This window comes from Nostoc sp., from assembly GCF_036919555.1.
Lineage (GTDB): Bacteria > Cyanobacteriota > Cyanobacteriia > Cyanobacteriales > Nostocaceae > Nostoc.
Map to the genome: position 1 here is coordinate 92,506 of NZ_JBALCS010000073.1, position 25,470 is coordinate 117,975.

Genomic DNA, 25,470 nt, shown 5'->3' on the forward strand with positions numbered 1-25,470 from the left:
TAAGGCAAAAATCTTGATTTATTGCTGTAATTTTGTTGCTTCAATGGTGGTGTATTCATTTATTGAATTATTCGCTTTGGAAAAATCTAAATCTAATTCCTCTAATGACTTTACACCTAGCGTTTCCAAAACAAATGGTTGCAATGTGTTGCTTTCAATAAAATTGCTTTTCTCATAATTTTTTCCTTTATAGAGGATGACTAAATTATGATAAAACTGTATGGAAAGAATGTTTTTATCAAAGTATGAAGGAGTGTATCCTGGATTTAAAAATTCCTCATAATTTAATCCATCAACCAGTCTTTTAAACATATTCATCACGGTTTTTGGATCGTTTAGGTCGAGGCTACCACCAATATTTATCCAGTTTTGTAACTCCAAACTATCTTTGGCTAAGTTTGACCACTTTTTATCTTTAAGACTTGGCCAGTATGAGTGGTGGATATTTTCTGCTGCATAAATGCCACCATCTTTAAGTGCTGGGAAAAAAGTGTGGAACGCTTTGATATGATGTTCATTTGCAGAACTACCATCTTCAATGATAATATCTAGTTCGCCAGTTTCTGCTAAAACTTCTTGGATCAAATGTTCATCATTTTGATCACAATTACAAATTTTAATACGGTCTTCTTCTAAATACCTTTTGTCTATTATATCAAGACCATAAACCATACTGTTTGGGAAATAAGTTTTCCACGTTTTTAACGATTCTCCTCCTATTGTGTGATCCTGATAACCTCCTATACCAATTGCAAGAATTTTTAGTTTTTTCCACTTCAACGGAGCAAAATAACTTTGATAGCGATGAGAAAACCGAAGTTTCCATTGCTCATGAGAATAAATAGCTGCTGTTTTACTTAAGTTATAAGGAGCGATAAATGCTGTAAATCTACGCTGAAAATTGTTGAAGCTTTTTTTTGATGACTCTATTAAGTTCATTGATGGTACTCCTAATTTAAATAAATTATCAAAAATTAAGTTGGAGAAATTTTCAGATTTTTTCATATTCCATAAACTGCCTTACGCTTTGTCAACTTGAGTTTTTGCATAGAGGTGTGTTCTAGTTCTTGTTCTTTTATTAGCTGTTTTTCTCTGTCAGCTTTGGCGAGGACTTTAGCTAGCTCGTTAACTCTAATATCAGGCTGTTTAACAATATACCATAGAAGGATTTCCAAATGACTTATCATTCGAGCAATAGTAGTAGCATCGAACAAGTCCGTTTTATACTCCAATGAGCCATTGAAACCTTCTGGACTTTCCCAAATACTTAACTTCAAATCAAACTTTGAAGTACCGCTATCGGCTTCCAACGGTCGCAGAGTCAGCCCTGGAAGTTCTATAGTTGGTATCGGGGTATTTTGGAGGATAAACATTACCTGAAACAGTGGGTTATGGCTTAAATTCCGTTCTGGCTGCAATCCCTCCACTAACTTCTCAAAGGGTAAGTCTTGATGAGCATAGGCTCCTAAAGCTACTTCGCGCACCCTGACTAATAATTCGCGGAAAGTGAGTTCGCCTGATAAGTTAGTACGCAAGACCAATGTGTTGAGAAAAAAGCCAATGAGTTTTTCTGTTTCTCTTCTGGTACGACCAACAACGGGCGAACCTACTATTATTTCCTCTTGATTTGAATAGCAGTATAACAAAGTCTTGAACACTGCCAGAAGCGTCATAAACTGAGTGACACCTTCTTGTCGATTCAAGTTGTTAACTGCTTCGCTTACAGCCTTAGGAAACGTAAAAAATCGTTTTGTGCCAGTGAAGGTTTGTATAGCTGGTCGTGGTCGATCAGTGGGAAGTTGCAGTACGGGTAAACTGCCACTCAATTGCTGCCTCCAGTAATTTACCTGACTTTCAAGTACTTCTTTTTGCAACCATTGTTTCTGCCAATAAGCAAAATCTACGTATTGAATTGGAAGTTTAGAAAGTGATGAGGGTAAGCCATCAGAGAAAGCTTCGTAAATCTCTGCCAGTTCTCGGATCAGAATGCCAATAGACCAACCATCCGAAATAATGTGGTGCATGACTAACAGGAGCATATGCTCCTGTTGTTTCAAACGTAGGAGTTTAGCTCGCAGCAGTGGTGCTTGGGACAAGTCGAAAGGCTGTTGGGCAAACTCAGTTGCAATGCCTAAAGCTGACTCTATATTTGCTCCCGGTAAATCTACAACTGGCAAGGTTATTTTTAAGGTTGGGGCGATCGCTTGGATTGGTCGTCCTTCTACTGCCGAAAAGCTTGTTCGCAATGGTTCATGACGTCCCACGACTTCGTTAAGACTTTGTTCTAAGATCGCTGTGTTTAGCTCCCCAGTTAAATGCACAGCGATCGGAACATTGTAAAATGGGTTTCCAGGTTCTAATTGGTCGAGGAACCATAAGCGTTCTTGAGCAAGGCACAGGGGTAGTTCTTGACTTCGGGGAATAGGCTCCAGCTTTGGCTCTAACGCTGTTTTCGTTGTTAGTTGACTCAGTATTTGCGTTGCTAACCGAACGACACTAGCATCTTTGAAGAAATCCTCGATAGATATTGTGACTCCAAAATCTACTTGAATCTGATTTTTGAGTTCAAAGACCATTAATGAATCGAGTCCTAAAGTACTTAGTGAGACCTCTTCCTTTACTTGAGATGATCCAACTTTTAGTACGCGAGCAATGTGTGTTTGAAGATAAGGTATCAACAGTGGCGGGCGTTTTTCTCGTGGAGTTGCAAGAATTAACTCGCGGCTGAGACTCACTTCCTTTCCCCAGTCATCTGCACTATCAAAGATACTGCTACCTATGATCTCCAATTCGCCTGCGAGAAACTGTGTGCGAGTTGCACGACGTTGAATCTTACCACTGGAGGTTTTGGGAATAGTACCTGGTTTAATTAGCATTACTGCATAGACTTGCACCTCATGTTCTTCTGCAACCGCCTGACGAATCGCACCAGTAACTTCTTCTATATTAGGTTTAGCGCGAAACTCTAATTCTTGTACTACTACTAGTCGTTCTTCCTTCTCTACCTCAACCGAGAAGGCTGCACCACTACCTGAACGCAATGATAAATAGCTACGTTCTACAGTTAACTCTATATCTTGTGGGTAGAGGTTGCGACCTCGAATAATGATTAAATCTTTGGCTCTACCTGTAATGAATAGTTCACCATTATGCAAAAAGCCTAAATCTCCCGTCCGTAGGAATGGGCCTTCTCTGGTATCTGATAGATGAGCGCGGAATGTCTCTTCTGTCTCTTGAGAACGATTCCAATAACCTTGAGCAACACTCAATCCAGATACCCAGATTTCCCCGATTTCACTCCATTGAGAACTCTTGAGTGTTTCTGGATTGGCAATTACTACCTTCTGTTCTGGTATGACTCGGCCGCAACTAACAAAATGATGAACGTTATCATCTTCAACAGATGACTCAACTACTTGATTAGATTCTAATGCAGATTTCTGGATCGTTTTCACAATAGGTAATGTAACCTTTTGCACACCGGAAACAATCAGCGTGGTTTCAGCCATTCCGTAACAAGGGTAGAATGCCTCTTTACGGAAGCCACACTGTGCAAAAGCTGCTGCAAATCGCTCTAAGGTATCGTGTCGAATCGGTTCAGCACCATTAAATGCTACGCTCCAACTACTCAAGTCAAGAGTTTCTTTTTGCTCAGGAGTAATTTTTGACACACATAAATCATAAGCAAAATTGGGACCGCCGCTAGTTGTTCCTTTATACTGGGAGATCGCCTGCAACCAACGATAAGGACGTTGCAGAAAGGAAGCTGGAGGCATGATGATGCAAGGGAAAGCTCCATACAAAGGTTGCAATATGCCACCAATCAGACCCATATCATGGTACATTGGCAGCCACGTCACGAACTTACTTTCTGCTGAATGCTCCATGAATTGGTAAGTTGTCTCGGCATTGTGCAGTAGGTTTCCATGACTAATCATTACACCCTTGGGTGTCCCCGTAGAACCGGAGGTGTATTGCAGAAAAGCTAAAGTATCTCTATGAATAAATGGTTTTTTCCAACTGTCTTCTATTCCTTGTGCAAGATTGTCGGTAGTTAGCCACTGCAACGATCGCACAGCTTTTTCTCTCATTAAAGACTGCACTGTGGACAAAATTTCTGTTGTCGTCAGAGCGATCACAGCTTGTGCATCTGTGAAAATCGCCTTTATTCTCACTGTGTTGCGCTGATTTCTGGGAGGATATGCAGTTACAGCTACAACTCCCGCATATAAGCAGCCGAAAAAAGCAACTAAAAAATCTAGTCCGGCTGGATAAAGCAGTAAAGCACGTTCCCCACTCAAACCCAATGCTTGCAATTGAGCCGCTACTGCGCGCGATCGCCTGTCTAATTCTTGATAGGTTAGCGTCGCTTTTTCTGTTTCCCCATCTGACAAGAAGGTGAAAGCATCTCGATTTGGCTGGGTAGAGCTGACTTTTTGCAGTAGTTCAACAACTGTAGAACAGTTGCGTAGGCGTTCGCGTAGCGTCTCGTAGAGAAGCCCGTCGAAGACATCGGCTTCAAGAAAGCTATGAGAATATTGATTCATTTTTATTTTCGATAGCTAGATGCACCCTAATACATTGCTTGTCTTCCTGTCACTCTCATAACAGAAAAATAAAGTTTAAATACCTCCTGTGAATACTAATTTTCATTTACCAGACTTATAAATCTCAAAATCTCAAGCCTAGTAGTCAACTAAACCAAGGTTTGTTAGTCGAGTTAGATAAAAAATATTTACTTCCTTAACTGTAGGTCTCGACTATCACCAGTAGTACCTAAATGCTAATGGTAGCGATTTAGTTATTGCAAATATTCTCAAAATTATTGCAACTATTTTTGTTTATTCCAGCTTACAATAACGAGAATTAGTGGCTATAGCAATAGGCTATTAATGAGAATTGCTTATAAATATTTTTTTATAAATTAGATATAATTATGTTGCTAATTACATATCTTTAGGCAGGTGATAAACTAAAATTGTTTAAATTTGTCTTAAACTCGATCTATAATCTACGTAATACCACTTAAAAATTGTCTTAATTAATCGAAATTACGTAATTGAGGAAAGTATTTTGGCTTTTTAAAATACTTATTGAGGAGGAGTTTAAACTAAGCTTACGGTCTTTAGTTATGTATCAAGCAAACACCTGCCTTGGAGTAACTGCTGCTTAGTATTCATTTAATTGAGATAAATTATTAACTATCTTGTGTCTTGGGTTACTTCATAATATTATTAAATTAACTTAGATTTAAATGATAATTGATTTCATTAATTATCTTTTGTTTTCGGGTATGGGCAAGTGGTGTTATTGAGTGTCGGGAAATAAATGAAGTTAGATAATTTGTTTCAAAGCCTGCTGCTGACAGGTGCAGTTGTTCTTTTGATCGGCACTCCCGCTAAAGGCAAGGAAGTACGAGAGGATGGAATAGGCGAATCTTCTACCCGATGGTTAGGAAAATCGACATTAGATGATAAAGTTGCAGTCACAGACACCAAATCTCCAGTATCAGCTCCCAGTTCCAGAAAACCCGGAAATTTCCAGTCTCAAATAGCAAGTTATCTGGGTCGGGTAAAGTCGGATAAACCAAGTCAAAACATTCCCCAACTGAGCAAAATCGAACTTCCGGCAACTAGGGCAATTATGCTGGTAGACACACCAACACCAACTAACACACGCCAGTCGCCACCCTTCGGCAATGGCTTCGACATAGAAGCCGGGGAACTCGTTCAAGGTGCTGGCTCCCCGAATCCAGAAACAAGAAGCGGGGAGCAAGTTGTACTGATTACGGGTGTTAAAGTAAATCCCACCGACAAAGGTGTGGAGGTGATTTTAGAAACATCCAAAGGGGAACAGTTGCAACTAGTGAATCGCAGTGCTGGCAATAGCTTTGTCACTGATGTTCCCAATGCTCAACTGCGTTTACCCAGTGGCGATGCATTTACATTCCGGTCAGAAAAACCTATTGCGGGTGTTACGGAGATCACGGTAACAAACTTTGATGCCAATACAATCCGAGTGACAGTGATTGGTGATGCGGGTGTACCAGCTGTCGAGTTGTTTGACAGTCCAGATGAGGGTCTTGTCTTTTCTGTTGCGAGTACTGCAACCTCCACGCCACCACAGCAGCAATCACAAACGCAACAAAAGCCTGAAGCAGCTAATCCTGAGAGTCAAACACAGCCAAGTCAACCACCAGCCGGCGATCAGCCCATTGAGTTGGTGGTGACGGGTGAGCAGGATGGATATAGCGTACCAGATGCGTCAACCGCTACAAAGACCGATACAGCACTGCGCGATATTCCCCAGTCAATTCAAGTAGTTCCACAGGAAGTTATTAAAGACCAAAAAATCACACGCATTACCGATGCAGTCCGCAATGTGTCAGGTGTCACGGTTCAAAAAGATATTAATGATACGACAGACAGCTATAATATTCGCGGGTTTTCTACGAATAATTTCCTTAAAGACGGGGTTTCTGTTCCGTTTCCATTGATAAATCCTTCGCCCTACAACATTGAACGAGTTGAAGTGTTGAAGGGGCCTGCTTCTGTGCTATATGGTCGGCTTGAGCCGGGTGGCATAGTTAACTATGTTAGCAAGCAGCCCCTAAGCGAACCCTACTATTCTGGCGAATTTGCGATGGGAAATTATGACTTCTATAATCCGTCAATCGATATTTCTGGGCCGTTAACTGAAGATAAACGACTGCTCTATCGCTTTAATGGGGCTTATGAATCTTCTGGTAGCTTTGTGGATTTCGTCAATCAGCAGTCGTTGTTTCTCTCACCCACTTTAACCTACAAAATTGGGGATGCAACGACCTTAAACTTGAGCTACAACTACGTCAATACCGATGCTGTCTATCATGGAGGGCTACCGACTGACCCAAGAAGTTTCGATGCTCCGAGAAATCGATTCCTAGAAGAACCAAATGATGGTATGGAGCATACTGAAACCCACTCAATCGGCTTAAACTTCTCTCATCGCTTTAACAAGCATCTGGAGTTTCGTAGCATTTTCTCTACCGAACTTCAAAATTACAATAATGGTTCAGGAGTTTTTCGGACTGGTAGCCTTCAGCCTGATGGTCGTACTGTTACTAGAGACTTCGCCAAAGATATAGCGGACATTGAAGTTTATTCACTACAAAACAATTTGATTGCTGATTTCAATACAGGTTCTATTGAGCATAAGTTACTGTTTGGTGTTGACTGGACAAAACTTAATGCCCTTCAACCATTTTTCCGTGCAGGTCAATTAGATATACCTGTAGCTTCTATCGACCTGTTTGACCCAAAATACGGGGCATCTGCGCCAACGGTATTTGATAGTGGTTCTTCTGTGAGTGGTACTTTCTCCGAAACCTCTGCCATTTATCTGCAAGACCAAGTAACCCTACTGCCCAATCTTAAGCTCCTACTGGGTGGGAGATACGACTTTGTGAACAATGCCAGCAGCGAACAGCCAGTCGATAAGGATGGCAATCCTACTGGTGAAAGCACACGCAACGAATTTTCTGGTGAAGCTTTTTCGCCCCGGATTGGCATTGTCTACCAACCGATAGAACCGCTTTCCTTATACGCTAGCTACAGTCAATCTTTTGTTCCTAATGACGGTCGTAGTCGAACCGGAGAAGTTTTTGAACCCTCACGGGGAACTCAGTATGAAGTTGGGATAAGAGCCGAATTGCTCGATCGCCGCTTGGTTGCTAACGTAGCTGCTTACGAAATTACCAAAACCAATGTGTTGACCACCGATCCAGGAGACAGAGATTTCTCGATCGCAGCAGGTGAAGTCACCAGTCGAGGTATTGAGTTTGACCTAGCTGGAAAAATTCTGCCTGGTTGGAATGTCATTGGATCTTTCTTCCTGAACGATGCCTTTATCAGTAAAGATAATACCCTTCCAGAAGGAGACAAATTAACAGGCGCTCCCAGTCAGGGTGGCAGTTTATGGACAACTTATGAGATTCAATCCGGCAATTTACAAGGATTCGGATTTGGTGCAGGAGTCTTTTTTGCGGGTAGCCGCGATGTCACTTTACCTAACACCTTTAAACTTCCCTCCTACGGAAAAATCGATGCTGCTCTCTTTTATCGACGCGATAACTGGCGCGTGGGGATTAATTTCAAAAATCTATTAGATACTAAGTATTATGAGTCAACGTCCTTTGGTGATATTCGTCCGGCGGCACCGTTTACTGTACTGGGAACAGTCTCCATAAGCTTTTAATACGCCACCCTAACCCTCCCCTTGTCAAGGGGAGGGAACTGGAAATATATCGGGGGGATTAAGGGGGGTGATCCGACTTGTGTTGGTATGACTCAATTGCTCAAGTCCTGATTTGTAAAGGAACTTCTACCATGAACAACAAAACCATTCGCACAATCACGTTTCAACTGCATCGCTGGCTAGGCTTGGTGGTTGGAATTCTGCTGTGTATTGCTGGGTTAACTGGCAGTGTTCTGGTATTTGAGCAGGAAATTGATCACTTCCTATTAGGACATCAAATAGAGGATGTGGTGCCAACAAGCGTTCGCCTCCCTCTCGAAACATTGGCTAAGAAAGTCAACACCACCTATGGGTCTGTGCCTAAGTTCAAACTCACCTATGTCGATATGGTTGAGGGAGAGCCGTATCAGTTCCGGGCGGAAACTGCAAATGGGAAAGATTTTCGGGTGTTTGTGAATCCCTATACTGGAAAAGTGATGGGCGATCGCATCTGGGATGACACTTGGCTTGGCTTTACCTTTAAACTGCACTATGAACTCCTTGCAGGTGCAACAGGAACCATAATTATGGGTATTGTGGCGCTCGTAACATTAATTCTCAGCGTTACAGGCATTGTGTTGTGGTCTGGATGGCGCAAACTCATTAGTGGTTTCAAAATTAAATGGGACGGTCATATTAAGCGCGTCAACTTTGATATTCACAAAGTTGCAGGGATTGTGACTGCGATTTTCCTCACCTTTATTGGCTTTACAGGTTTCGCTTGGAATGTGCCTCAAGCCAAAGTACAAGATGCGATCTACGCTGCAACGTTCACGCCCAAGCCACCAGACCCGGTTTCTCAATCCATTCCTGGCAAAAAACCCCTTTCCCTGACGGAACTGCTCCGACGCGCCGATGCTGCCTTACCCAATGCTCCTACCACTGGACTATTCTTCCCCACTAAGCCCGAAGACCCTTTATGGTTGGGTAAAAAACAGCCTGGAGAAACCAGCAAGGGGGGTAGCACACAACTTTATCTCGACCAATTTAGCGGCAAAGTGCTGCGAATACAAGATGCATTAAACCCAACTCACGCTGAGGTTGTACTCAACTCATTTTCCCCGTTGCATTACGGTACATTTGGCGGTTTACCCACACGCATACTCTATGTGTTTGTCGGACTTGCACCGTTAATTCTGTTTGTCACTGGTATTGTGATGTACTGGTATCGCTATCGGACAAAATTTAGTATGAGCGATCGTTCTATTGCACGATCAGAGAAGCTTTGAACTTAACTAATAACTGACCACCGCAAATCCAAAATCAAAAATAGATATAAGTGCGTACCCTCATTATTCTCTGGCTCGGTCAAATTCTTTCCATGATTGGCAGTAGCATGACCGGATTTGCTTTCACTATTTGGGTGTGGGAACTGACTGGTCAGGCTACCGCTTTAGCTTTGTTTGGTTTATTCTCACAAGTGCCGAAAATTTTAATTATTCCCATAGCTGGGGTGATTGTAGATCGCTGGAACCGTAAATACTTAATGATGCTTGGTGACACGGTAAGCGGACTGTTGACTATAACTGTGTTACTGCTTTACACAACTCATAATTTGCAATTATGGCATCTCTATGTGGCTATAGGAGTCAAGGGAACTTTTAACCAATTTCAAGATCTGGCATTCTCGGCATCAGTATCAATGATGGTGCCCAAGGAGCAGTACAGTCGCGCTAGCAGCATCGGTTTCCTGGCAAATTCCAGTTCTATGATCATCGCACCAGCACTGGCAGGTGTCCTCTACCCAGTCATTGGTCTTATGGGCATCTTAATTATCGATATCACTACTTTTGCGATCGCTGTCAGCACACTGCTGCTAGTAGATATTCCACAACCTACCATTACAAAAGTGAGTACGGGCAGTAGCACAAATCTGAAGCAGGATATCTACTTTGGCTGGCGCTATATTGCTGCACGCCCCAGTCTGCTTGCTATGCTACTATTGATGTTACTCTTTTTGTTTGCCGATCAATTTTGCAATTCACTTTTTACTCCCCTAATTCTGGCACGCACTGGTAATGATACTAAAGCATTAGGTATGGTCTATTCGGCAGCAGGGTTGGGCGGCATTTTTGGGGTGTTGCTCGTGGGCGCTTGGGGTAGTTTCAAGCCCCGAATACATGGAGTACTGCTGGGTATGGTGGGTGCTGGTTTCAGCCAAGCAGTGTTTGGTCTGGGGACAATACCGTTGATTTGGATTGGTGCCCAATTCTGTTCATCTCTTAATTTCCCAATCATGGGCAGTGCCGATGACGCGATATGGTTGAGCAAGGTAAAACCTAAAGTACAGGGGCGTGTTTTCGCGATGCGTTCTATGGTGCTGCCTGTGAGTTCGGCCTTAGCAAACTTGATGGCTGGACCACTAGCTGATCGTGTTTTTGCACCTGCAATGAAGCCTGATGGAAGTCTCGCCCCCATGTTGGGTTGGATATTTGGCACAGGAAGTGGTGCAGGCATAGCACTCCTGTATGTCATTTCTTCGCTAAGTATGTTAGTTGTTGGCTTAGGTGGATATACCTTTCGTGTGTTACGTGACGTAGAAATCATCTTGCCAGATTATGACGCTAATACAGAGTAGTCGGTGCCGGGGTGTAAGAGGATGTTTGAAAAGTAGGGGGCTATTGTAAGAAAGCTCACAAGGCTTATGCTGAAATTTGTAGACATCAACACCTTGTGAGCCAGTGACTAAATCATATCCGAATGATCTAACCTGGGAACAGTGGGAATTAATTGCGGATCTGTTTCCAAAAGCCAAATCTGGTGGTCGTCCTCTCCCAAGGGGAGACGCTCCGCGAACGGACTACAGCGATGTATGCTGTGATCAACGCCATTCTTTACGTACTGTGCCAAGGATGTACATGGCGTGCATTGCCAGGAGATTTTCCACCTTGGTCAACGGTCTATAGTTATTTCCGAGCATGGCGCAAAGATGGCACTTGGTTGAAGGTATATGACAAACTATACCATAAAAGACGTGAGTAATACATTGCTCATTGTTCAGTAGGCAAGAAACCAAACTCCGATTTAATATTCCAGCGCTTACCGTCGTGAAGCAGTAGCGTTAATTTGTGGGCAGTAAACTCAAAATGCAACTGACGCTTTTCAAACTCTGGCCAAGCAGCTTTAAAGTTTTGCTTTTTTAAATCCCGAAACGCAACCGTCATGTGGGGCGCAAAAGGGCGGGTTTTAAAAACCTTGTCAAGAATTCCCAAGTTGCTTTCTGTATAAGCCATTAAATCAGCTTGTAAAGTTAAAAGCTCTTGACTTATGACTACATTAATGTATATGACACGAGGCGCAAAGGCATCAAACCCCCTGAGTGTAATTGCTACTGGCTGTTGTCCACTGGCAAACTCCTTCAAAGATGCCTCTAGCAGTGGCAAGTTAGCATCTGCCCATTCAAAGGGCGGTTGCAGGGTAATATGAGGCGGAGACTTTAGCGCCCCGCTACTAGCATAGTGATCAGCAAAGTACTGCTTAATCTGATTGGCGTAGTCTTGAATGTCTTGCGGTGGTAGAAGGGCAATAAAAAAACGGCTCATCTATATATCTATATTAATTATTTTTATTTTGACTCCTAACTCCTTACTCAAGAACATTGGAATAGTCCTATTTTTATTCGCGTGAATCAGATTCTTACCCTGACCTGGGGGATTACCTTTGCGCTGAGTGCATTGATCAGTTGGCTGCTGCAGCTCAACGTTTCTACAGTCCTGCACATTGTCCTGGTTGTGATCGCCATCTTGATGACGATACGCTTCCCCGCTTGGTATCGCAATCGGGCATTATCAAAGATAGGAGCACAGAGTGATTCGTGACAAGTTAAGGAAAAGCAGGATTTGTCAATCAAAATCGCATCAAACAACCAAGTAGCCCAAACTTGCTTTCTTTTTACCATTGATTGAACCAGTCCATAAATAACTCAACCCCAGCAACCGTTTAGCAGTGTTAAACGCTTCCTGAATTCGCCAGATCAGGGATACCGTCGAGACCGTCTTACGCTTCTACTGCCACCTGAACGTAGTCGAGGCAGATTGTCCAGATTTTTGATTAAATGGCTACTTAAATGCTACTTGAAATAGTAATAACTTAAGCAGGATGTCTGTTGTAACTGGAGTTAACAAGCAAATGCCTTGGTTTGTAAAAATTGAAGAAGGCAAAGTCGATAAACCTACCTTTGACCAATATGTACCTGCCCACAAAGCCTACATTCAGGACTTGATTGCTAAAGGACACAAAGCGCGAACAGGGTATTGGGCAGAGCAAAGAGGCGGGATGTTGCTGTTTGAGGCAGCCTCAAAGGATGAAGCAGAAGCAATTGTAGCTGATGACCCCTTGGTACAACACGGCTGCGTCAACTATCAGCTTTATGAATGGCGAATTGTTATGGAATAACACACACTTACTGACTTTTAATGTTATGCTTTTAGAAGACCTGGATCTATGCGATCGCAACACCCAAATCTTGTCAGAACCGGAAGGTAGCAGCAACACGGGAGGCTTGTGGTAGGCGTAGTCTCCGGGTCGCCCTATTTTGAGGAGCATTCAGCAAAAATGCCTGGTTTTGGAGATATTGTTCAAAAAGCTTTTTACCTCGGTGTTGGATTAGCTTCTTACGCAGGTGAGAAAGCAGGGGGAAAATTAGCCGAAGTGCGATCGCAAGTCCAAAAACTGGCAGATGAAATGGTGGCAAAGGGCGAAATGAACACAGAAGAAGCCCGTCGCTTCGTTGAAGATATGATGAAGCAAGCCCAACAGCCCCAAGCATCTGGTGAAACCTCTGAGAAAACACCCCCTTCTGAACCTCGCCGCATTGAAATCTTAGAGGAAGATGAAGAACCAACTGTGAAAGAGGGATCAAGTGATCAGAACGTGGATAAATTACGCCAAGAAGTGCTAGATCTGCAAGACGAGTTGAAACGATTGCAACGCGATTAATAAAAAGCATTCTTTGATCGAAATATCAGTAATAAGTCGCGCTTTGACAGGGCACTTCAGATAGAAACTTGATAAGATAAATTACCTAGTGTGTACTCTAGTGCTTCAAGCCAGATAGCACAAACCGTCTTGTTTATAGCCTGTAAGGGCGTCAAGTTTATGGAACAGTGGCAAAAAGATTTAGTAGAAATCGTCGAAACAGTGGCTGATGAAGTAGAGCGTTTCTTCCTGGGAATGAGTGAAATGGTAGACGCTTTTTTTGAGATAACGGAAGAAATGACTGAGCAAGTCCCTAACATTGTTACTGAAGTCGATCAGTATTTACAGGATTTGGCTGAACCAATGTTAGAAGCTTACTGGGAACTGGAGGACATTGTAGCCGATGTAGATCCGGGTTTTCCTTATTCAGTAGAACCCACTGCCGAAAAAAATCCTGCCTGTATCGGCTGTAGTCACTATCACGGACAAGTCTATAGTGGTAATTTGTTAGTTTGTGCCATGCATCCCCACGGTTGCGAAGATGAAAATTGTCCAGACTGGGAAAAGGAAGAGTATTGAGGGAAGTTAGGAGTTTGGAGTTTGGAGTTAGGAGTTAATAAGCTATAAAATTACTAATGAATAATAATTAAATAACATACAATTTATGTCCGTGGCTTACCTCACCCTCAATCCCTCTCCTTATAAACTATCCATTACCCGGATCTTTATTAACATTTGCGAGAGTATTCACTCAGTTTTTATAACCCTTATTCGTTCGTTGTTCATTCTCAGTAAAAACGCATTTTTAGCGACAATAGTAAACGCGAATTTGTCAAGTATGCCTAACCCCTCAGCCTCTAAGATAGTTATAAAACGAGGGTTTCAAGATTGTAAAGAAAGATGTGGGTAAGGCATAGCCTTATAAAGGAGAGGGATCGTGAGACAGGATGAAGTTTTGCATTTTATTTAATCCACGTTGCTAAAAGGACGTAAAGACGGGTAAAATAACCAATGACAAATGATAAATGACAAATGACAACTGATAAATTACCTGAAACTGTATCCTGGGCAAGCCAAGAAATTAAGTATGGCGAACGCGACATTGCGGAAGGTAAACTAATTACCTTTCCGAATCCGCGTGTGGGGAGGCGATATGACATCAACATTACTTTGCCGGAATTTACTTGTAAATGTCCGTTTTCCGGTTATCCTGACTTTGCGACAATTTACGTTACCTATGTTCCTGATCAACGGGTAGTGGAATTGAAGGCGCTTAAGCTTTATATTAATAGTTACCGCGATCGCTACATTTCCCACGAAGAATCTGCTAATCAAATTTTGGATGATTTTGTAGCTGCTTGTGATCCGTTGGAAGTAACTGTGAAAGCAGATTTTACGCCTCGCGGTAATGTACATACTGTGGTTGAAGTACGGCATCAAAAGTAACATCATCACTGATTAGCGCAGACGGCATTAATCGGCTTTATTCAGCAATTTTCTTTGCAGCTGTCTGCACTTGCAGCACAACTTTTTTAGACAAAGGAATATATCCGAGTTCCAAACTGGATTTTTGTCCCTCAATTAAAGCCCAATTAACAAAGTTTTTCAGCACTTGCCCTTTGACTCGGTTTGGATATTGGTGATAAGTTAAAAGCCAGGTATAAGTGACGATGGGATAAGACTGGGCACCTGTAGGATCGGTGACAAAAGCAATCAAGTTATTGGCAGGTAATTTGATTGTCTCTAAGGTTTGAGCTACAGATTCTGGTGTTGGCGTAATATAATTACCAGATTTATTTTCTAAAGCAGCCACAGGAAGTTTATTTTGTTTGGCGTAAATATACTCGACATAGCCAATAGCTCCTGGTATCTGTTGAATCAGGGCGGTAACACCTTCGTTACCCTTTCCACCAATTCCCACTTGCCATGCTACAGATTTACCAGCCCCAATTTTACTTTTCCATTCTGGATTTATAGCACTTAGGTGTTGCGTTAACACGCTCGTAGTCCCACTCCCATCAGTTCTGTGTACTACCTGAATCGGTAAATCGGGCAAACTTACGCCTGGATTAGCTGCGGCTATTTTAGGATGATTCCAATTTGTAATTTTTCCGAGGAAGATATCTACGTAAACTTGGCGTGGTAGCCTGAGAGCAGTTGGCACATTGACTTGAGGCGACTGATGTGCAACTCGTGTGAGATTATAAGCCAGCACAATAGAACCGCCAGTTAGAGGTAAAGCGATTACTCCCCGTTTTATCTTAGCTGTTTGTTCATTTGTAATTCCCACATCACTAGCTGCAAAGTCCACAGTACCTTCGATGAGCTGTTGCACTCCAGCACTGCTCCCTATAGCTTGATAGTTAATTTCCACATTGGGATTTTGCTGGTGATAATCTGAAAGCCAGCGCTCGTACAAAGGCGCGGGAAAACTTGCCCCGGCACCTACAAGGGAAACACGGTTGATGTTTCGATTATTCGCAGTGCAAGAAGCAATACTCAACGAAACAGCGATTAGGGGTAGAAGGTAAACGCGCCTCTGGGATTGAAGTTGAGCAGATATAGAAATCTTTTGTTGCAATGTTTAATAAATACCTCTAGTGATTTCCCAATTTGTAGGCGTGTGGGGGTGATTAATTGTAATGTAATAAATAACTTTTAAACGCAAAGCAGCGCAAAGTAAATCGCAGAGGAACGCGGAGGATTAGTTTGCGTCCCTCTGGCTTTAAACTTCAATCGCCGTCTGTTTCTCCTCACCTTTTGGCTGTGAACTTAGCCAATCTAAAATCTCTAAAATCTCTTGTTCAAAAGCAACTTGGGCGCGATTAGTTTTGCCACCCACATACAAGCGATCGCCTTTTTGCAATGCCCATATTTGGGAGTGGGAAAAGTAACTCATCACCACACCCAACATTAGTAAGCCAAACCCTGAATAAACAATTGGTATGCCTGGATCAGCTTTAATTTGTAAGCCGGTGCTGCCAATGACATCGAGAATTTTGAGTTTCACGCCATTGATTTCGGTGAACATCCCAGCGCGGACGGTATCAACAAGTTTGCCAGTGGCATCATAAATTAATACCATCCCTTGCAAGTCTTTAGCTAACAGGGAGACACCCTCACTCAAATCGGGTTTAGTCGGAACCCACGTTCCCCAAATGCGCCCGTTACCGTTGGTGTTCAATTGCGCCATCGGTAGCTGAAAAATCGGGCTATTGTTAAATTGAACGCGAACAGCTGCGATTCCCCAATCAGTTTGATAGAAAGTTACGCCATGATAGCGCAAAGGCTCGTTGACAAAAATCTTCTTGTGGTCAACTTCCTCTCCCTGATTATTCAAGACAGACATATCCGAATAAAATTGATCAATGCCGCCAGATGGTGTGTAGTCAATCCAAAAACGATTGACGCGCACAGACCAATCTTTCGGGACTTGGGCTGCTGCTAAGGGGCCAGCATCGACAATATTTGTCACTTTAAATGTATCGCCACTGGCAACCATTTCCTGAGCCAGAAACCCAGTCATCGCCCCCCAAATTCCCCCTAATAGAATAGCAACGATGCCAATATGAACGATAATTGGGCCGATGCGTCCGACTATTCCCTTGCGGGCGTAGAGGAGGTTTTCTTTTTCTTGATCTTGAAAAATTTTATAGCGGCGTTTCTCTAATATTTTGTACAGAGAATTCAGGGAACCAGTATCTAGTTCTGCACTCAAAGCTAACTTTTGAAATTGCCGTGGTTCTTCGTAATATTTCCAGCGCTGGGCAGCTTTTAAGGCTGGTAACTGACGCGTAAAAGAACAAGCAGTTAAGCTAGTACCAAATAAGATGAGTAATGCCAGAAACCACCAGGTACGATATACGTGGTCTAACCCAACTACCTGAATTACCTTCCAAGTTAAGAAACCAAATAAAGCTGGATGTTCTGGATAGTTAGCCTGGTAGAATGCGGGTGACTGACCTTGTTCAATTACAGTACCGGTGGAGCTAAAGATTGCAATCAATAGCAGTAGTGCGATCGCTAGTCGTAAGTTAGTTAGTACAGGCAAAAGCTCTTGTCGTAAAAACTGCCCAGGTACTGCCCACCATTTTAATTCTTTTGATGCTGAATCTTCTAAAGTCATTACGTGTAAAATCTAAAAAAGGTGTTGATATAAATCCTGATCAAGGAATTAAATTAAAAACTGCCAAGGGGAATCCGAGAAATTAAAGAAAATACACCAAATCCTACCAACAGCGCCCCGCTAACTGGGTTAATCCAACCAGACCAGCGACGCAATTCTAGTAACTTTTTAATTGAAGCTGTAAAAGTACCCGCCAAAATCAATGGTGCTACATAACCGGCTGTGTAAGAAAGTAGCAAAACAGCGCCTAAAATTAAGTCTTGTGTATTGGCAATCCAACCTAGTAAGCTGGCTAAAACAGGCGTGCTACAAGGAGATGCCACTAAGCCGAAAGTCAGCCCCAGCAAATAGGAACGCAATCCTGCTGGTAAATCTGGCGAAATCCAATTTGTTTCACCCAAGGATGGAAATTGCAGAGGTAGTGCTTCCAGTAAGTTCAGCCCCATGAGAATGGCGATAATGCTGACGATAATCGGCAAACCAATTCCCACTTGACCATAGACTTTTCCGACAAAAGCTGCTATGAGGCCAAGTCCTGCCAATGTAGTTGCTAATCCGAAAGCAAACCAAGTTGATTGGGCAGCTGCTTGCAAGCGGCTTTTAGCTTCATAACCGCCGATGTAGCCAATGGTAATTGGTAGCATAGAAAGCATACAGGGTGTGAGACTGGTGAGCAAGCCAGCTGCAAAGATGATACCAATACTCATCACGCTAAGGTGTGTCAGTTGGTTAGAAACAAGGCTGTTGGCAAATTGTTCTAGTTGGTAAATTTGGGTTTGCAGATTATCAAGCATGGGAAATTTATGAGCGGGAAATGCTTACTCTGCTTGAATTGTAGCTTATTTTTGGATGTAGAGTCAGCATAAATAATTATCTGAACCTGATATCATCTAAATTTAAGCTGCCCAAAGAAATGTATCTAAAATACAATTAATCTCACATTATCCCTGAAGAACCACGCCTGGAGTATTTGGCATGATGATTGCATTACCCGGATTTAAAATTGTCACTTTGTTAAAAGCAGGGGTAAAAGCAGTCATATACCGTGGAATTCAGCTTAAAGATCAGTGTCCGGTAATTATCAAAGTACTACGTTCAGAACAGTGTACACCGAATAATATTGAACAACTCAAACATGAGTATGCGATCGCTCAAAGCTTAAACACCGCAGCAGCTCTCATTGCCTACGCCTTAGAGATTTATCAGGGAATTCCTTATTTAATTATGGAGGATTTTGGCGGGCGATCGCTCGACCAGTTGCTAGACCAATTTCAACAGCCTGTTCGATTTCTGAAGATTGCCATTGAAATCACCAACAAACTCGCACAAATCCATACTTATAACATTGTCCACAAGGATATTAAGCCGCAAAATATCTTAGTTAACCTCGAAACTAATCAGGTTAAAATCGCCGATTTTGGAATTGCTGCCTTCATTCCCTATGAACAGCAAAGGATTAGCAGTTCCAGTTGCATTGAAGGCAGTTTACCTTATTTGTCACCTGAGCAAACCGGGCGGATGAATCGAGGAATTGACCATCGCAGCGATTTGTATTCTCTGGGAGTCACCTTTTATGAAATGCTCACAGGTCAGCTACCGTTTCAAGGCAAAGACCCCTTAGAGTGGATGCATTGTCATATCGCCAAATCTCCGCCATCGCCGACAAAGCTGAACTCTGATATTTCGCAAATGCTTTGTGACATCATTATGAAATTGCTCTCGAAGGAGGCAGAACAGAGGTATCAGAGCGCTTTAGGTTTGCAATTTGATCTGGAACGGTGCTTAAAGCAATTGGAGACAACCACAGAAATCCAGTCCTTTGTTTTGGGTGAGCAAGATATCTCAGAGCGCTTTCAAATTCCCCAGAAATTGTATGGGCGAGAACAAGAAATTGCCAAGCTTCTCCAAGCATTTGAGCGAGTTGTTAGCCAAGGAAAACCAGAAATCATCCTCGTCTCTGGCTATGCTGGGGTTGGTAAATCTTCTCTGGTGAAGGAGATTCACAAACCCATTGTTAAAGAACGTGGGGTTTTTATCTGTGGTAAGTTTGATCAGTACAAACGAGATATTCCTTATTCCACCATTGTTCAAGCTTTTCAAACACTCGTTCGACAAATTTTAACACAGCCTAAAGATCAACTGGCCACCTGGAAAAAGCGAATACAAACAGCATTAGGGAACAATGGTAGACTAATCGCTGATGTAATTCCAGAAGTTGAACTAATCATTGGAGAACAGTCTCCTATACCAGAGTTGGGACCTGCTGAATCTCAAAACCGATTCAATTTGGTGCTTCAGAATTTTATCAGCGTCTTTGCTCAAAAAGAGCATCCACTCGTTATTTTCTTAGATGATATGCAGTGGACAGATAGCGCTACTTTGAATTTAATTCAAACTATCATTACTGGATCTAGTATCCACTATCTATGCTTCATTTTGGCGTATCGAGATAACGAAGTAGATGTTGTCCATCCCTTTAGTTTGATGATAGAGAAGGTTCGCCAGTATGGTGCTAGAACAACTGAAATTATTCTTGCACCGTTGAATCTTGCTTATGTAAATCAGTTGATTTCTGAGACTTTACATAGTTCAGCAAAACAAGCAGCACCCCTTGCCCAATTAATTATCCAAAAAACTGACGGTAATCCTTTTTTTGTCAATGAATTTCTCAAAACACTGCATCAAGAAAATCTGTTAAATTTTAATCGCCAACATCGGATATGGCAATGGGATCTAGCTGAGATTGAAGCCCAAGGTATTACAGATAATATTGTCAGTCTGATGATTGGGCGGATGCAAAAAATGCCACTTGCAACTCAACAGATGCTGAAGCTAGCATCCTGTATCGGTAATCGCTTTGATTTAGAAGTTTTGGCACTTGTTGGCGAACAATCTATTGAAGAAACGGCAAATGCACTGGTTGAAGCAATTTTAAGAGGATTAATTATTTGTATTGAGTCAGATGAAAGCGTTGATAAAAACTATCGTTTCTACCATGATCGAGTTCAACAAGCTGCTTATGCCTTAATTGCCGATGAATCAAAGTCGGCTGTTCACTTGAAGATTGGGCGAGTTTTGCTGAAGAATGCTAGTGATGAAAAAGTAAATGAGCAAATTTTTGATCTAGTTAATCAACTCAATCTCGCTGTGGATCTGATTGTTAAACAAACAGAAAAAGATGAATTGGTACGATTAAATTTAATCGCTGGCAAGAAAGCAAAAGCTTCCACAGCTTACACTCCTGCTAAAAGATTTTTTAGCGTAGCCATAAATCTTTTGGCTGAAAATGCCTGGATTGAACAATATGAACAAACATTTACTTTATTTAGAGAACTGGCTGAGTGTGAATTTTTAACAGGAAATTTAGAGCCAGCGGAAGAATTATTTGATCTCCTATTGCTCAAAGCAGAATCTCATGTGGACAAATCTAATATTTATATGCTGCAAATCAGACTCTACCAAGTTGCAGGTAGATATGAAGAGGCGCTGATATTGGGATTAGAAGCTTTAAAACTTTTTGGGGTGATACTCCCTGATTTAAATGAGCAAGTGCAAAGTGCGATCACTATTGAAAAAAACCAGATATTAATAAATTTAGGTGAGAGGCAAGTCTCTGATTTAATTAATGCCCCAGTAATCCAAGATCCGAATATTAAAACACTGATTAGTCTGTTGACGACTTTGGGACCACCTACTTATCTCGGTAGACCTGATCTCTTTCCGTTAGTCGTACTTAAAGCTGTTAACTACTCACTCAAGTTTGGGAATACAGAAAATTCCTGTTTCGCTTACAGTATGTATGCCATGTTGTTGGTTTCCATCTTCCATGATATTCCTACAGGCTACGCATTTTCGGAGATGACAATTCAATTGAATGAAAAGTTGCATGACTTGGAACTTCGAGGAGTTGTTCTACACATTCATGGAAGTCACATCAACGTTTGGTGTAACCATATTGCCACCGATATTCCCTTTTTAGAGCGGGGATTTATTGGCTGTGTGGAAGCAGGCGATGTGACGATGGCAAACTACAACGGTTATCAAGGCTCTTGGCAAATTATCCAGTTAGGCTCCCCACTTTCAGATACATACAAATCTCTAGAAAAATTCACCGCATTTGCCCGTCAGTCTAAACATGAGGCTGTCTATCAGACAATCAGATTAGAGCAAATGCTACTGATGAATCTGCGCGGACTCACTCACCAAAATCTTACTTTAAGTAATGATGAATTTGATGAATTACGCGCTTTGTCTATTATTACAGATGCAGGTTTTGTCAGTGGAATTATTTTTTATCAGATTATCAAATTAATTATCTTTTTTACTTATGGACAGTATGCAGAAGCAGTTAATTCTGCCTTAAAACTGTCCACTTTGCCAGTTAAGACCCTGGCATTACCAATTGAAACAGATTATATTTTATATTACTCACTGACTTTAACGGCTCTTTATTCAACAGTATCTTCTCAAGAGCAAGAACAGTTTTTACAAACCCTAGAATCCCATCAGCAGCAATTGCAATACTGGGCTAACCACTGCCCTGCAAACTTCTTACACAAGTCTCAATTAGTAGCTGCTGAAATAGCTCGGATTGAAGGTCGGGATTTGGAAGCAATGCGCCTGTATGAGCAATCAATTGCTTCAGCCCGTGAGCAGGGATTTGTGCAATATGAAGCTTTGGCTAATGAGCTAGGCGCTAAGTTTTACTTGGAAGGGGAGTTTGAATTAATTGCCAAAACCTACTTGCAAGCAGCTAAAAATGCCTATGTGCGCTGGGAGGCATTTGCTAAAGTCAAGCACCTCGAAGAATCCTATCCTCAGCTATTACCACAACAGCTTGTCTCTAACGGAACGTTTTTCACCACAGGTGAACATCTAGACTTTTTATCAGTAGTTAAAGCGTCTCAAACCATATCTAGTGAAATTGTTTTTTCGCGGTTGTTGAAGACATTAATGCAAATTGTCATCGAACAAGCAGGAGCAGAAATCGGTTATTTGTTGCTTGAAAACGAGCAAAATCTGGTGATTGAAGTAGAAGCTAAGGTTAATCTCCAAGCAGAAAAGCCCAATGTTTCTCGACCTGTATTAGAGGGTGAAATTTCACAGGTTATTCCTCAATCAATGCTGAATTATGTTCAACGAACTCAAGAAACAGTGATTTTGCAGAATGCTACTGAGCAGAATCTGTTTTCAAAAGACGAGTATGTAATTCAAAAGCAACCTAAATCTGTACTTTGTTTGCCGATCGCACGTCAGTCGAAATTACTTGGTATTTTATATTTAGAAAACAATCTTATCCCCAGTGCTTTTACACAGGAAAAACTTTCAGTCCTGGAGATTTTAATAGTTCAAATTGCTATTTCTCTAGAAAATGCTCGTCTTTATCAAGGTCTAGAAGACAGCCAAGCACAACTCAACTTGGCGTTAAAATCTGCCCAAATCGGTGTTTGGGGTTGGGATATTGTCAACGATCGCTTTGACTGGGATGAGCAGATTTATCAACTATTTGGGTTAACACCTGAAACCTTTGCTGGCACCTTTGAAGCAGTTTTAGCCCGTCTGCATCCAGATGATCGAGGATTACTGGCTCAATCGTTGAGTCGAGCGATTAACAAAAGCGTGGAGCATAATTTAGAATATCGAATTATTCAAGATGACGGCAGTATCCGCTACGTAGCCTGTCGGGGAAAAGCCTTTTTCAACGAAGCGGGTATTGCCACACACATGAGTGGTGTTGTGCTTGATATCACTGAGCGCAAACAATCTGAATCCGAACGTATCCAACTGATTCAAGAGCAAACCGCCCGACAGGAAGCAGAAGCTGATCAGCAACGAGCAGCATTTTTAGCTCAAGTCAGTTCAACCCTCGCCTCTTCTCTCGATTACGAAAGTACGCTAGCAAGCGTGGCCAACTTGGTTGTACCTTATTTCGCCGATTGGTGCGCTGTTGACTTGCTGGAAGATAACCAATCAATTCATCGGGTAGCAGTTGCTCATCGTGATCCAGAGAAAGTAAAACTCGGTTGGGAACTTCATCAGCGTTATCCCAGAGATTTGTATGCGGATGAAGGTGTGCTGAAAGTACTGCGTACATGGCTTACTGAAATGGTAGCTGAAATTTCAGATGCAGCCCTAGCAGCAGCGATCCAAGATCCAGAACATCTGCGGATTCTGCGTGAACTTGGTTTAAAGTCTTGTATAATCTTGCCCTTGGTGGCACGCGGACGGATTTTTGGTGCTATTTCCTTTGTGACTGCTGAATCAGAACGTCGTTACAGCGCGGCTGACTTGTCACTGGCCCAAGATGTTGCCCATCGAGCGGCGATCGCCATCGATAATGCCCGCCTTTACCAAGAAGCGCAGCAAGCACAAAGAACAGCAGAGCGAGCCTTAGAGCGCATTGCCCGTCTCCAGTCGATCACGGCTGCCCTTTCAGAATTGCTAACACCAGCCCAAGTCTCTGAAGTGATTGTAGAGCAGAGCATGGCTGCCCTGGGAGCCAGTTGTGCTCTCGTCGCCTTGCTGAATAAAAGTAAAACTGAACTGGAAATTGTGCGGGCAGTTGGTTTTAACCAAGATTTGGTGAATACTTGGAGTAATTTTCCCATAGATTCACTTTCTCCTTTAGCAGAAGCTGTGCGGACTGGGCAACCTATTTGGGCTGAACCAATACAAAATCGGGTAGCTCGTTACCCGCATTTGGCCCAAGCTTACGCCCAATATGACTTTGAAGCCTGGATTTCTATTCCATTGATGGTGGAGGGTTGGGCAGTTGGCGGTATAACTTTGGGATTTGCCCAGCTACAACAACTTAGTGGAGAAGATCAAGCATTTATCTTGGCTGTTGCTCAACAGTGCGCTCAAGCGATCGCTCGCGCCCATCTCTATGAAGCCGAACGAACGGCACGCAGCGCTGCGGAATCAGCAAACCGCGTCAAAGATGAATTTCTAGCTGTGCTGTCCCATGAATTGAGAACACCGCTTAACCCGATTCTGGGTTGGGCAAAACTGATGCGGAGTCGCAAGCTTGACCAAGCAACAAGCGATCGCGCCCTAGAAACTATTGAGCGTAATGCCAAGTTACAAACTCAATTGATTGAAGATTTGCTTGATGTCTCCCGCATCCTTCAGGGTAAACTTAACCTTAACTTCGATCAGATTAATTTGGGAGCAGTGATTGAAGCTGCGATCGAGACAGTGCGTTTATCGGCGGAGGCTAAGTCTATCCAGATTCAGACAATTCTCCAATCTGGTGTCGGGCAAGTTTTAGGCGATGGCAATCGATTGCAACAAGTCATTTGGAATATCCTTTCCAATGCCATTAAGTTTACTCCCACTGAGGGACAGGTAAAAATTAAATTAGAGCAAGTCGGCTCACAGGTACAAATCTGCGTCACTGACACCGGGAAGGGGATTGCACCTGAGTTCTTACCTTATGTCTTTGATTATTTCCGTCAAGCAGATGGTGCGACAACTCGAAAATTTGGCGGTTTAGGTTTAGGATTAGCGATCGTCCACCATCTTGTAGAACTTCACGGGGGAACTGTTCAAGCAGAAAGCCTGGGCGAAGGTAAAGGAGCAATTTTCACTGTCAGACTTCCATGTTTACAGGATGAAAGCAAAGGAATCAAGGATACAAAAGATAACTCCTCAGTTGTGGCGGCTCAGTCCTTACCCCTGTCTGGCTTAGAGATTCTCGTGGTGGATGATGATGCAGATATGCGAGAATTTTTGCCCTTCATGCTAGAGCAATATGGTGCAACTGTTATCGTTACAGCCTCAGCCATTGCCGCTTTAACTGCCCTGAGTCAATCCCAGCCAAATCTGATCATCAGCGATATCGGGATGCCAGAAATGGATGGTTATATGCTGATGCGACAGGTGAGGAGTCTGAAACCAGAGCAAGGCGGGACAATTCCCGCGATCGCTTTAACTGCCTATGCTGGTGAGATAGATCATCAGCAAGCGATCGCTGTCGGATTTCAACTGCATATTTCCAAGCCTGTAGATCCAGAAGAATTAGTGAAGGCGATCGCCTTATTAGACTTATCGAAATAGAATTCAGCATGAATTCAGTACGAGTGAGGGGTCTAAACCCCCACGCTCTTGATTCTGACATCTCGGCGGAGCGTCTCTGGCTTTGCTTTGCAATT

Annotated in this window: 14 protein-coding genes, 1 other RNA gene and 1 pseudogene; 10 read left to right on the forward strand and 6 right to left on the reverse strand. The window is 42.5% G+C overall.

Annotation, left to right across the window (positions count from 1 at the left end; genetic code table 11):
• Positions 1 to 18: 18 nt before the first annotated feature.
• On the reverse strand, positions 19 to 1,005 hold the full coding sequence (locus V7K36_RS20100) for a hypothetical protein (RefSeq protein ID WP_335118596.1): 987 nt from the start codon (positions 1,003 to 1,005) through the stop codon (positions 19 to 21).
• Complete coding sequence (locus V7K36_RS20105) at positions 1,002 to 4,547, reverse strand: condensation domain-containing protein (protein WP_335118598.1); 3,546 nt, start codon at positions 4,545 to 4,547, stop codon at positions 1,002 to 1,004. Before V7K36_RS20105 ends, V7K36_RS20100 begins: the two co-directional genes overlap by 4 nt.
• Positions 4,548 to 5,328: 781 nt before the next feature.
• Here V7K36_RS20105 and V7K36_RS20110 point away from each other — a divergent pair.
• From V7K36_RS20110 to V7K36_RS20125, 4 genes and pseudogenes are all read left to right on the forward strand, one after another.
• Complete coding sequence (locus V7K36_RS20110) at positions 5,329 to 8,235, forward strand: TonB-dependent siderophore receptor (protein ID WP_335118600.1); 2,907 nt, start codon at positions 5,329 to 5,331, stop codon at positions 8,233 to 8,235.
• Between the two features lie 131 nt (positions 8,236 to 8,366).
• Positions 8,367 to 9,503, forward strand: a complete 1,137-nt coding sequence (locus V7K36_RS20115) for a PepSY-associated TM helix domain-containing protein (protein WP_335118602.1) — start codon at positions 8,367 to 8,369, stop codon at positions 9,501 to 9,503.
• 50 nt (positions 9,504 to 9,553) lie between these two features.
• A complete protein-coding gene (locus tag V7K36_RS20120; RefSeq protein WP_335118604.1) occupies positions 9,554 to 10,852 on the forward strand; it encodes an MFS transporter in 1,299 nt (432 codons plus the stop codon).
• A 103-nt stretch (positions 10,853 to 10,955) separates the two neighbouring features.
• Positions 10,956 to 11,235: pseudogene (locus V7K36_RS20125) on the forward strand (transposase); the annotation flags it as partial.
• 29 nt (positions 11,236 to 11,264) lie between these two features.
• Here the strand turns inward: V7K36_RS20125 and V7K36_RS20130 are convergent.
• Positions 11,265 to 11,816, reverse strand: a complete 552-nt coding sequence (locus V7K36_RS20130) for a 2'-5' RNA ligase family protein (RefSeq protein ID WP_335118606.1) — start codon at positions 11,814 to 11,816, stop codon at positions 11,265 to 11,267.
• Between the two features lie 586 nt (positions 11,817 to 12,402).
• On the opposite strand from V7K36_RS20130, the gene V7K36_RS20135 reads away from it, so the two are divergent.
• The 5 genes from V7K36_RS20135 (at position 12,403) to queF (ending at position 14,637) form a co-directional block, all read left to right on the forward strand.
• Positions 12,403 to 12,669 carry a YciI family protein gene (locus tag V7K36_RS20135; RefSeq protein ID WP_292767049.1) on the forward strand — a complete coding sequence of 89 codons (267 nt, stop codon included), beginning with the start codon at positions 12,403 to 12,405 and terminating at the stop codon, positions 12,667 to 12,669.
• Between the two features lie 37 nt (positions 12,670 to 12,706).
• An RNA gene (gene ffs / locus V7K36_RS20140) (signal recognition particle sRNA small type) lies at positions 12,707 to 12,803 on the forward strand.
• Positions 12,804 to 12,828: 25 nt separating this feature from the next.
• Positions 12,829 to 13,212, forward strand: coding sequence for a phasin family protein (locus tag V7K36_RS20145; RefSeq protein WP_335118608.1), 384 nt, complete (start codon positions 12,829 to 12,831; stop codon positions 13,210 to 13,212).
• Positions 13,213 to 13,371: 159 nt separating this feature from the next.
• Positions 13,372 to 13,770: a hypothetical protein gene (locus V7K36_RS20150; protein ID WP_334942952.1), complete on the forward strand. Its 399-nt coding sequence runs from the start codon at positions 13,372 to 13,374 to the stop codon at positions 13,768 to 13,770.
• Between the two features lie 453 nt (positions 13,771 to 14,223).
• Positions 14,224 to 14,637 carry a preQ(1) synthase gene (gene queF / locus V7K36_RS20155; protein WP_335118610.1) on the forward strand — a complete coding sequence of 138 codons (414 nt, stop codon included), beginning with the start codon at positions 14,224 to 14,226 and terminating at the stop codon, positions 14,635 to 14,637.
• A 37-nt stretch (positions 14,638 to 14,674) separates the two neighbouring features.
• Here queF and pstS read toward each other — a convergent pair whose 3' ends face one another.
• The 3 genes from pstS to V7K36_RS20170 form a co-directional block, all read right to left on the reverse strand.
• The gene (gene pstS / locus V7K36_RS20160; protein WP_335118612.1) at positions 14,675 to 15,772 is read right to left on the reverse strand and encodes a phosphate ABC transporter substrate-binding protein PstS; all 1,098 of its coding nucleotides are present in this window, start codon (positions 15,770 to 15,772) and stop codon (positions 14,675 to 14,677) included.
• A gap of 144 nt (positions 15,773 to 15,916) precedes the next feature.
• Positions 15,917 to 17,317, reverse strand: coding sequence for a cytochrome c biogenesis protein (locus tag V7K36_RS20165; RefSeq protein WP_335118614.1), 1,401 nt, complete (start codon positions 17,315 to 17,317; stop codon positions 15,917 to 15,919).
• Between the two features lie 53 nt (positions 17,318 to 17,370).
• Positions 17,371 to 18,111: a cytochrome c biogenesis protein CcdA gene (locus V7K36_RS20170; RefSeq protein WP_335118616.1), complete on the reverse strand. Its 741-nt coding sequence runs from the start codon at positions 18,109 to 18,111 to the stop codon at positions 17,371 to 17,373.
• Positions 18,112 to 18,292: 181 nt separating this feature from the next.
• Here V7K36_RS20170 and V7K36_RS20175 point away from each other — a divergent pair, with 181 nt between their 5' ends.
• Positions 18,293 to 25,375 carry an AAA family ATPase gene (locus V7K36_RS20175; RefSeq protein ID WP_335118618.1) on the forward strand — a complete coding sequence of 2,361 codons (7,083 nt, stop codon included), beginning with the start codon at positions 18,293 to 18,295 and terminating at the stop codon, positions 25,373 to 25,375.
• The last annotated feature ends 95 nt before the right edge of the window (positions 25,376 to 25,470 follow it).

What these genes read in the sequence shown, in the direction of transcription:
- V7K36_RS20100 (WP_335118596.1), bottom strand. Translation starts at nt 1,005, where the DNA reads ATGAAAAAATCTGAAAATTTCTCCAACTTAATTTTTGATAATTTATTT.
- V7K36_RS20105 (WP_335118598.1), bottom strand. Translation starts at nt 4,547, where the DNA reads ATGAATCAATATTCTCATAGCTTTCTTGAAGCCGATGTCTTCGACGGG.
- V7K36_RS20110 (WP_335118600.1), top strand. Translation starts at nt 5,329, where the DNA reads ATGAAGTTAGATAATTTGTTTCAAAGCCTGCTGCTGACAGGTGCAGTT.
- V7K36_RS20115 (WP_335118602.1), top strand. Translation starts at nt 8,367, where the DNA reads ATGAACAACAAAACCATTCGCACAATCACGTTTCAACTGCATCGCTGG.
- V7K36_RS20130 (WP_335118606.1), bottom strand. Translation starts at nt 11,816, where the DNA reads ATGAGCCGTTTTTTTATTGCCCTTCTACCACCGCAAGACATTCAAGAC.
- V7K36_RS20135 (WP_292767049.1), top strand. Translation starts at nt 12,403, where the DNA reads ATGCCTTGGTTTGTAAAAATTGAAGAAGGCAAAGTCGATAAACCTACC.
- V7K36_RS20145 (WP_335118608.1), top strand. Translation starts at nt 12,829, where the DNA reads ATGCCTGGTTTTGGAGATATTGTTCAAAAAGCTTTTTACCTCGGTGTT.
- V7K36_RS20150 (WP_334942952.1), top strand. Translation starts at nt 13,372, where the DNA reads ATGGAACAGTGGCAAAAAGATTTAGTAGAAATCGTCGAAACAGTGGCT.
- queF (WP_335118610.1), top strand. Translation starts at nt 14,224, where the DNA reads ATGACAACTGATAAATTACCTGAAACTGTATCCTGGGCAAGCCAAGAA.
- V7K36_RS20165 (WP_335118614.1), bottom strand. Translation starts at nt 17,317, where the DNA reads ATGACTTTAGAAGATTCAGCATCAAAAGAATTAAAATGGTGGGCAGTA.
- V7K36_RS20170 (WP_335118616.1), bottom strand. Translation starts at nt 18,111, where the DNA reads ATGCTTGATAATCTGCAAACCCAAATTTACCAACTAGAACAATTTGCC.
- V7K36_RS20175 (WP_335118618.1), top strand. Translation starts at nt 18,293, where the DNA reads ATGATGATTGCATTACCCGGATTTAAAATTGTCACTTTGTTAAAAGCA.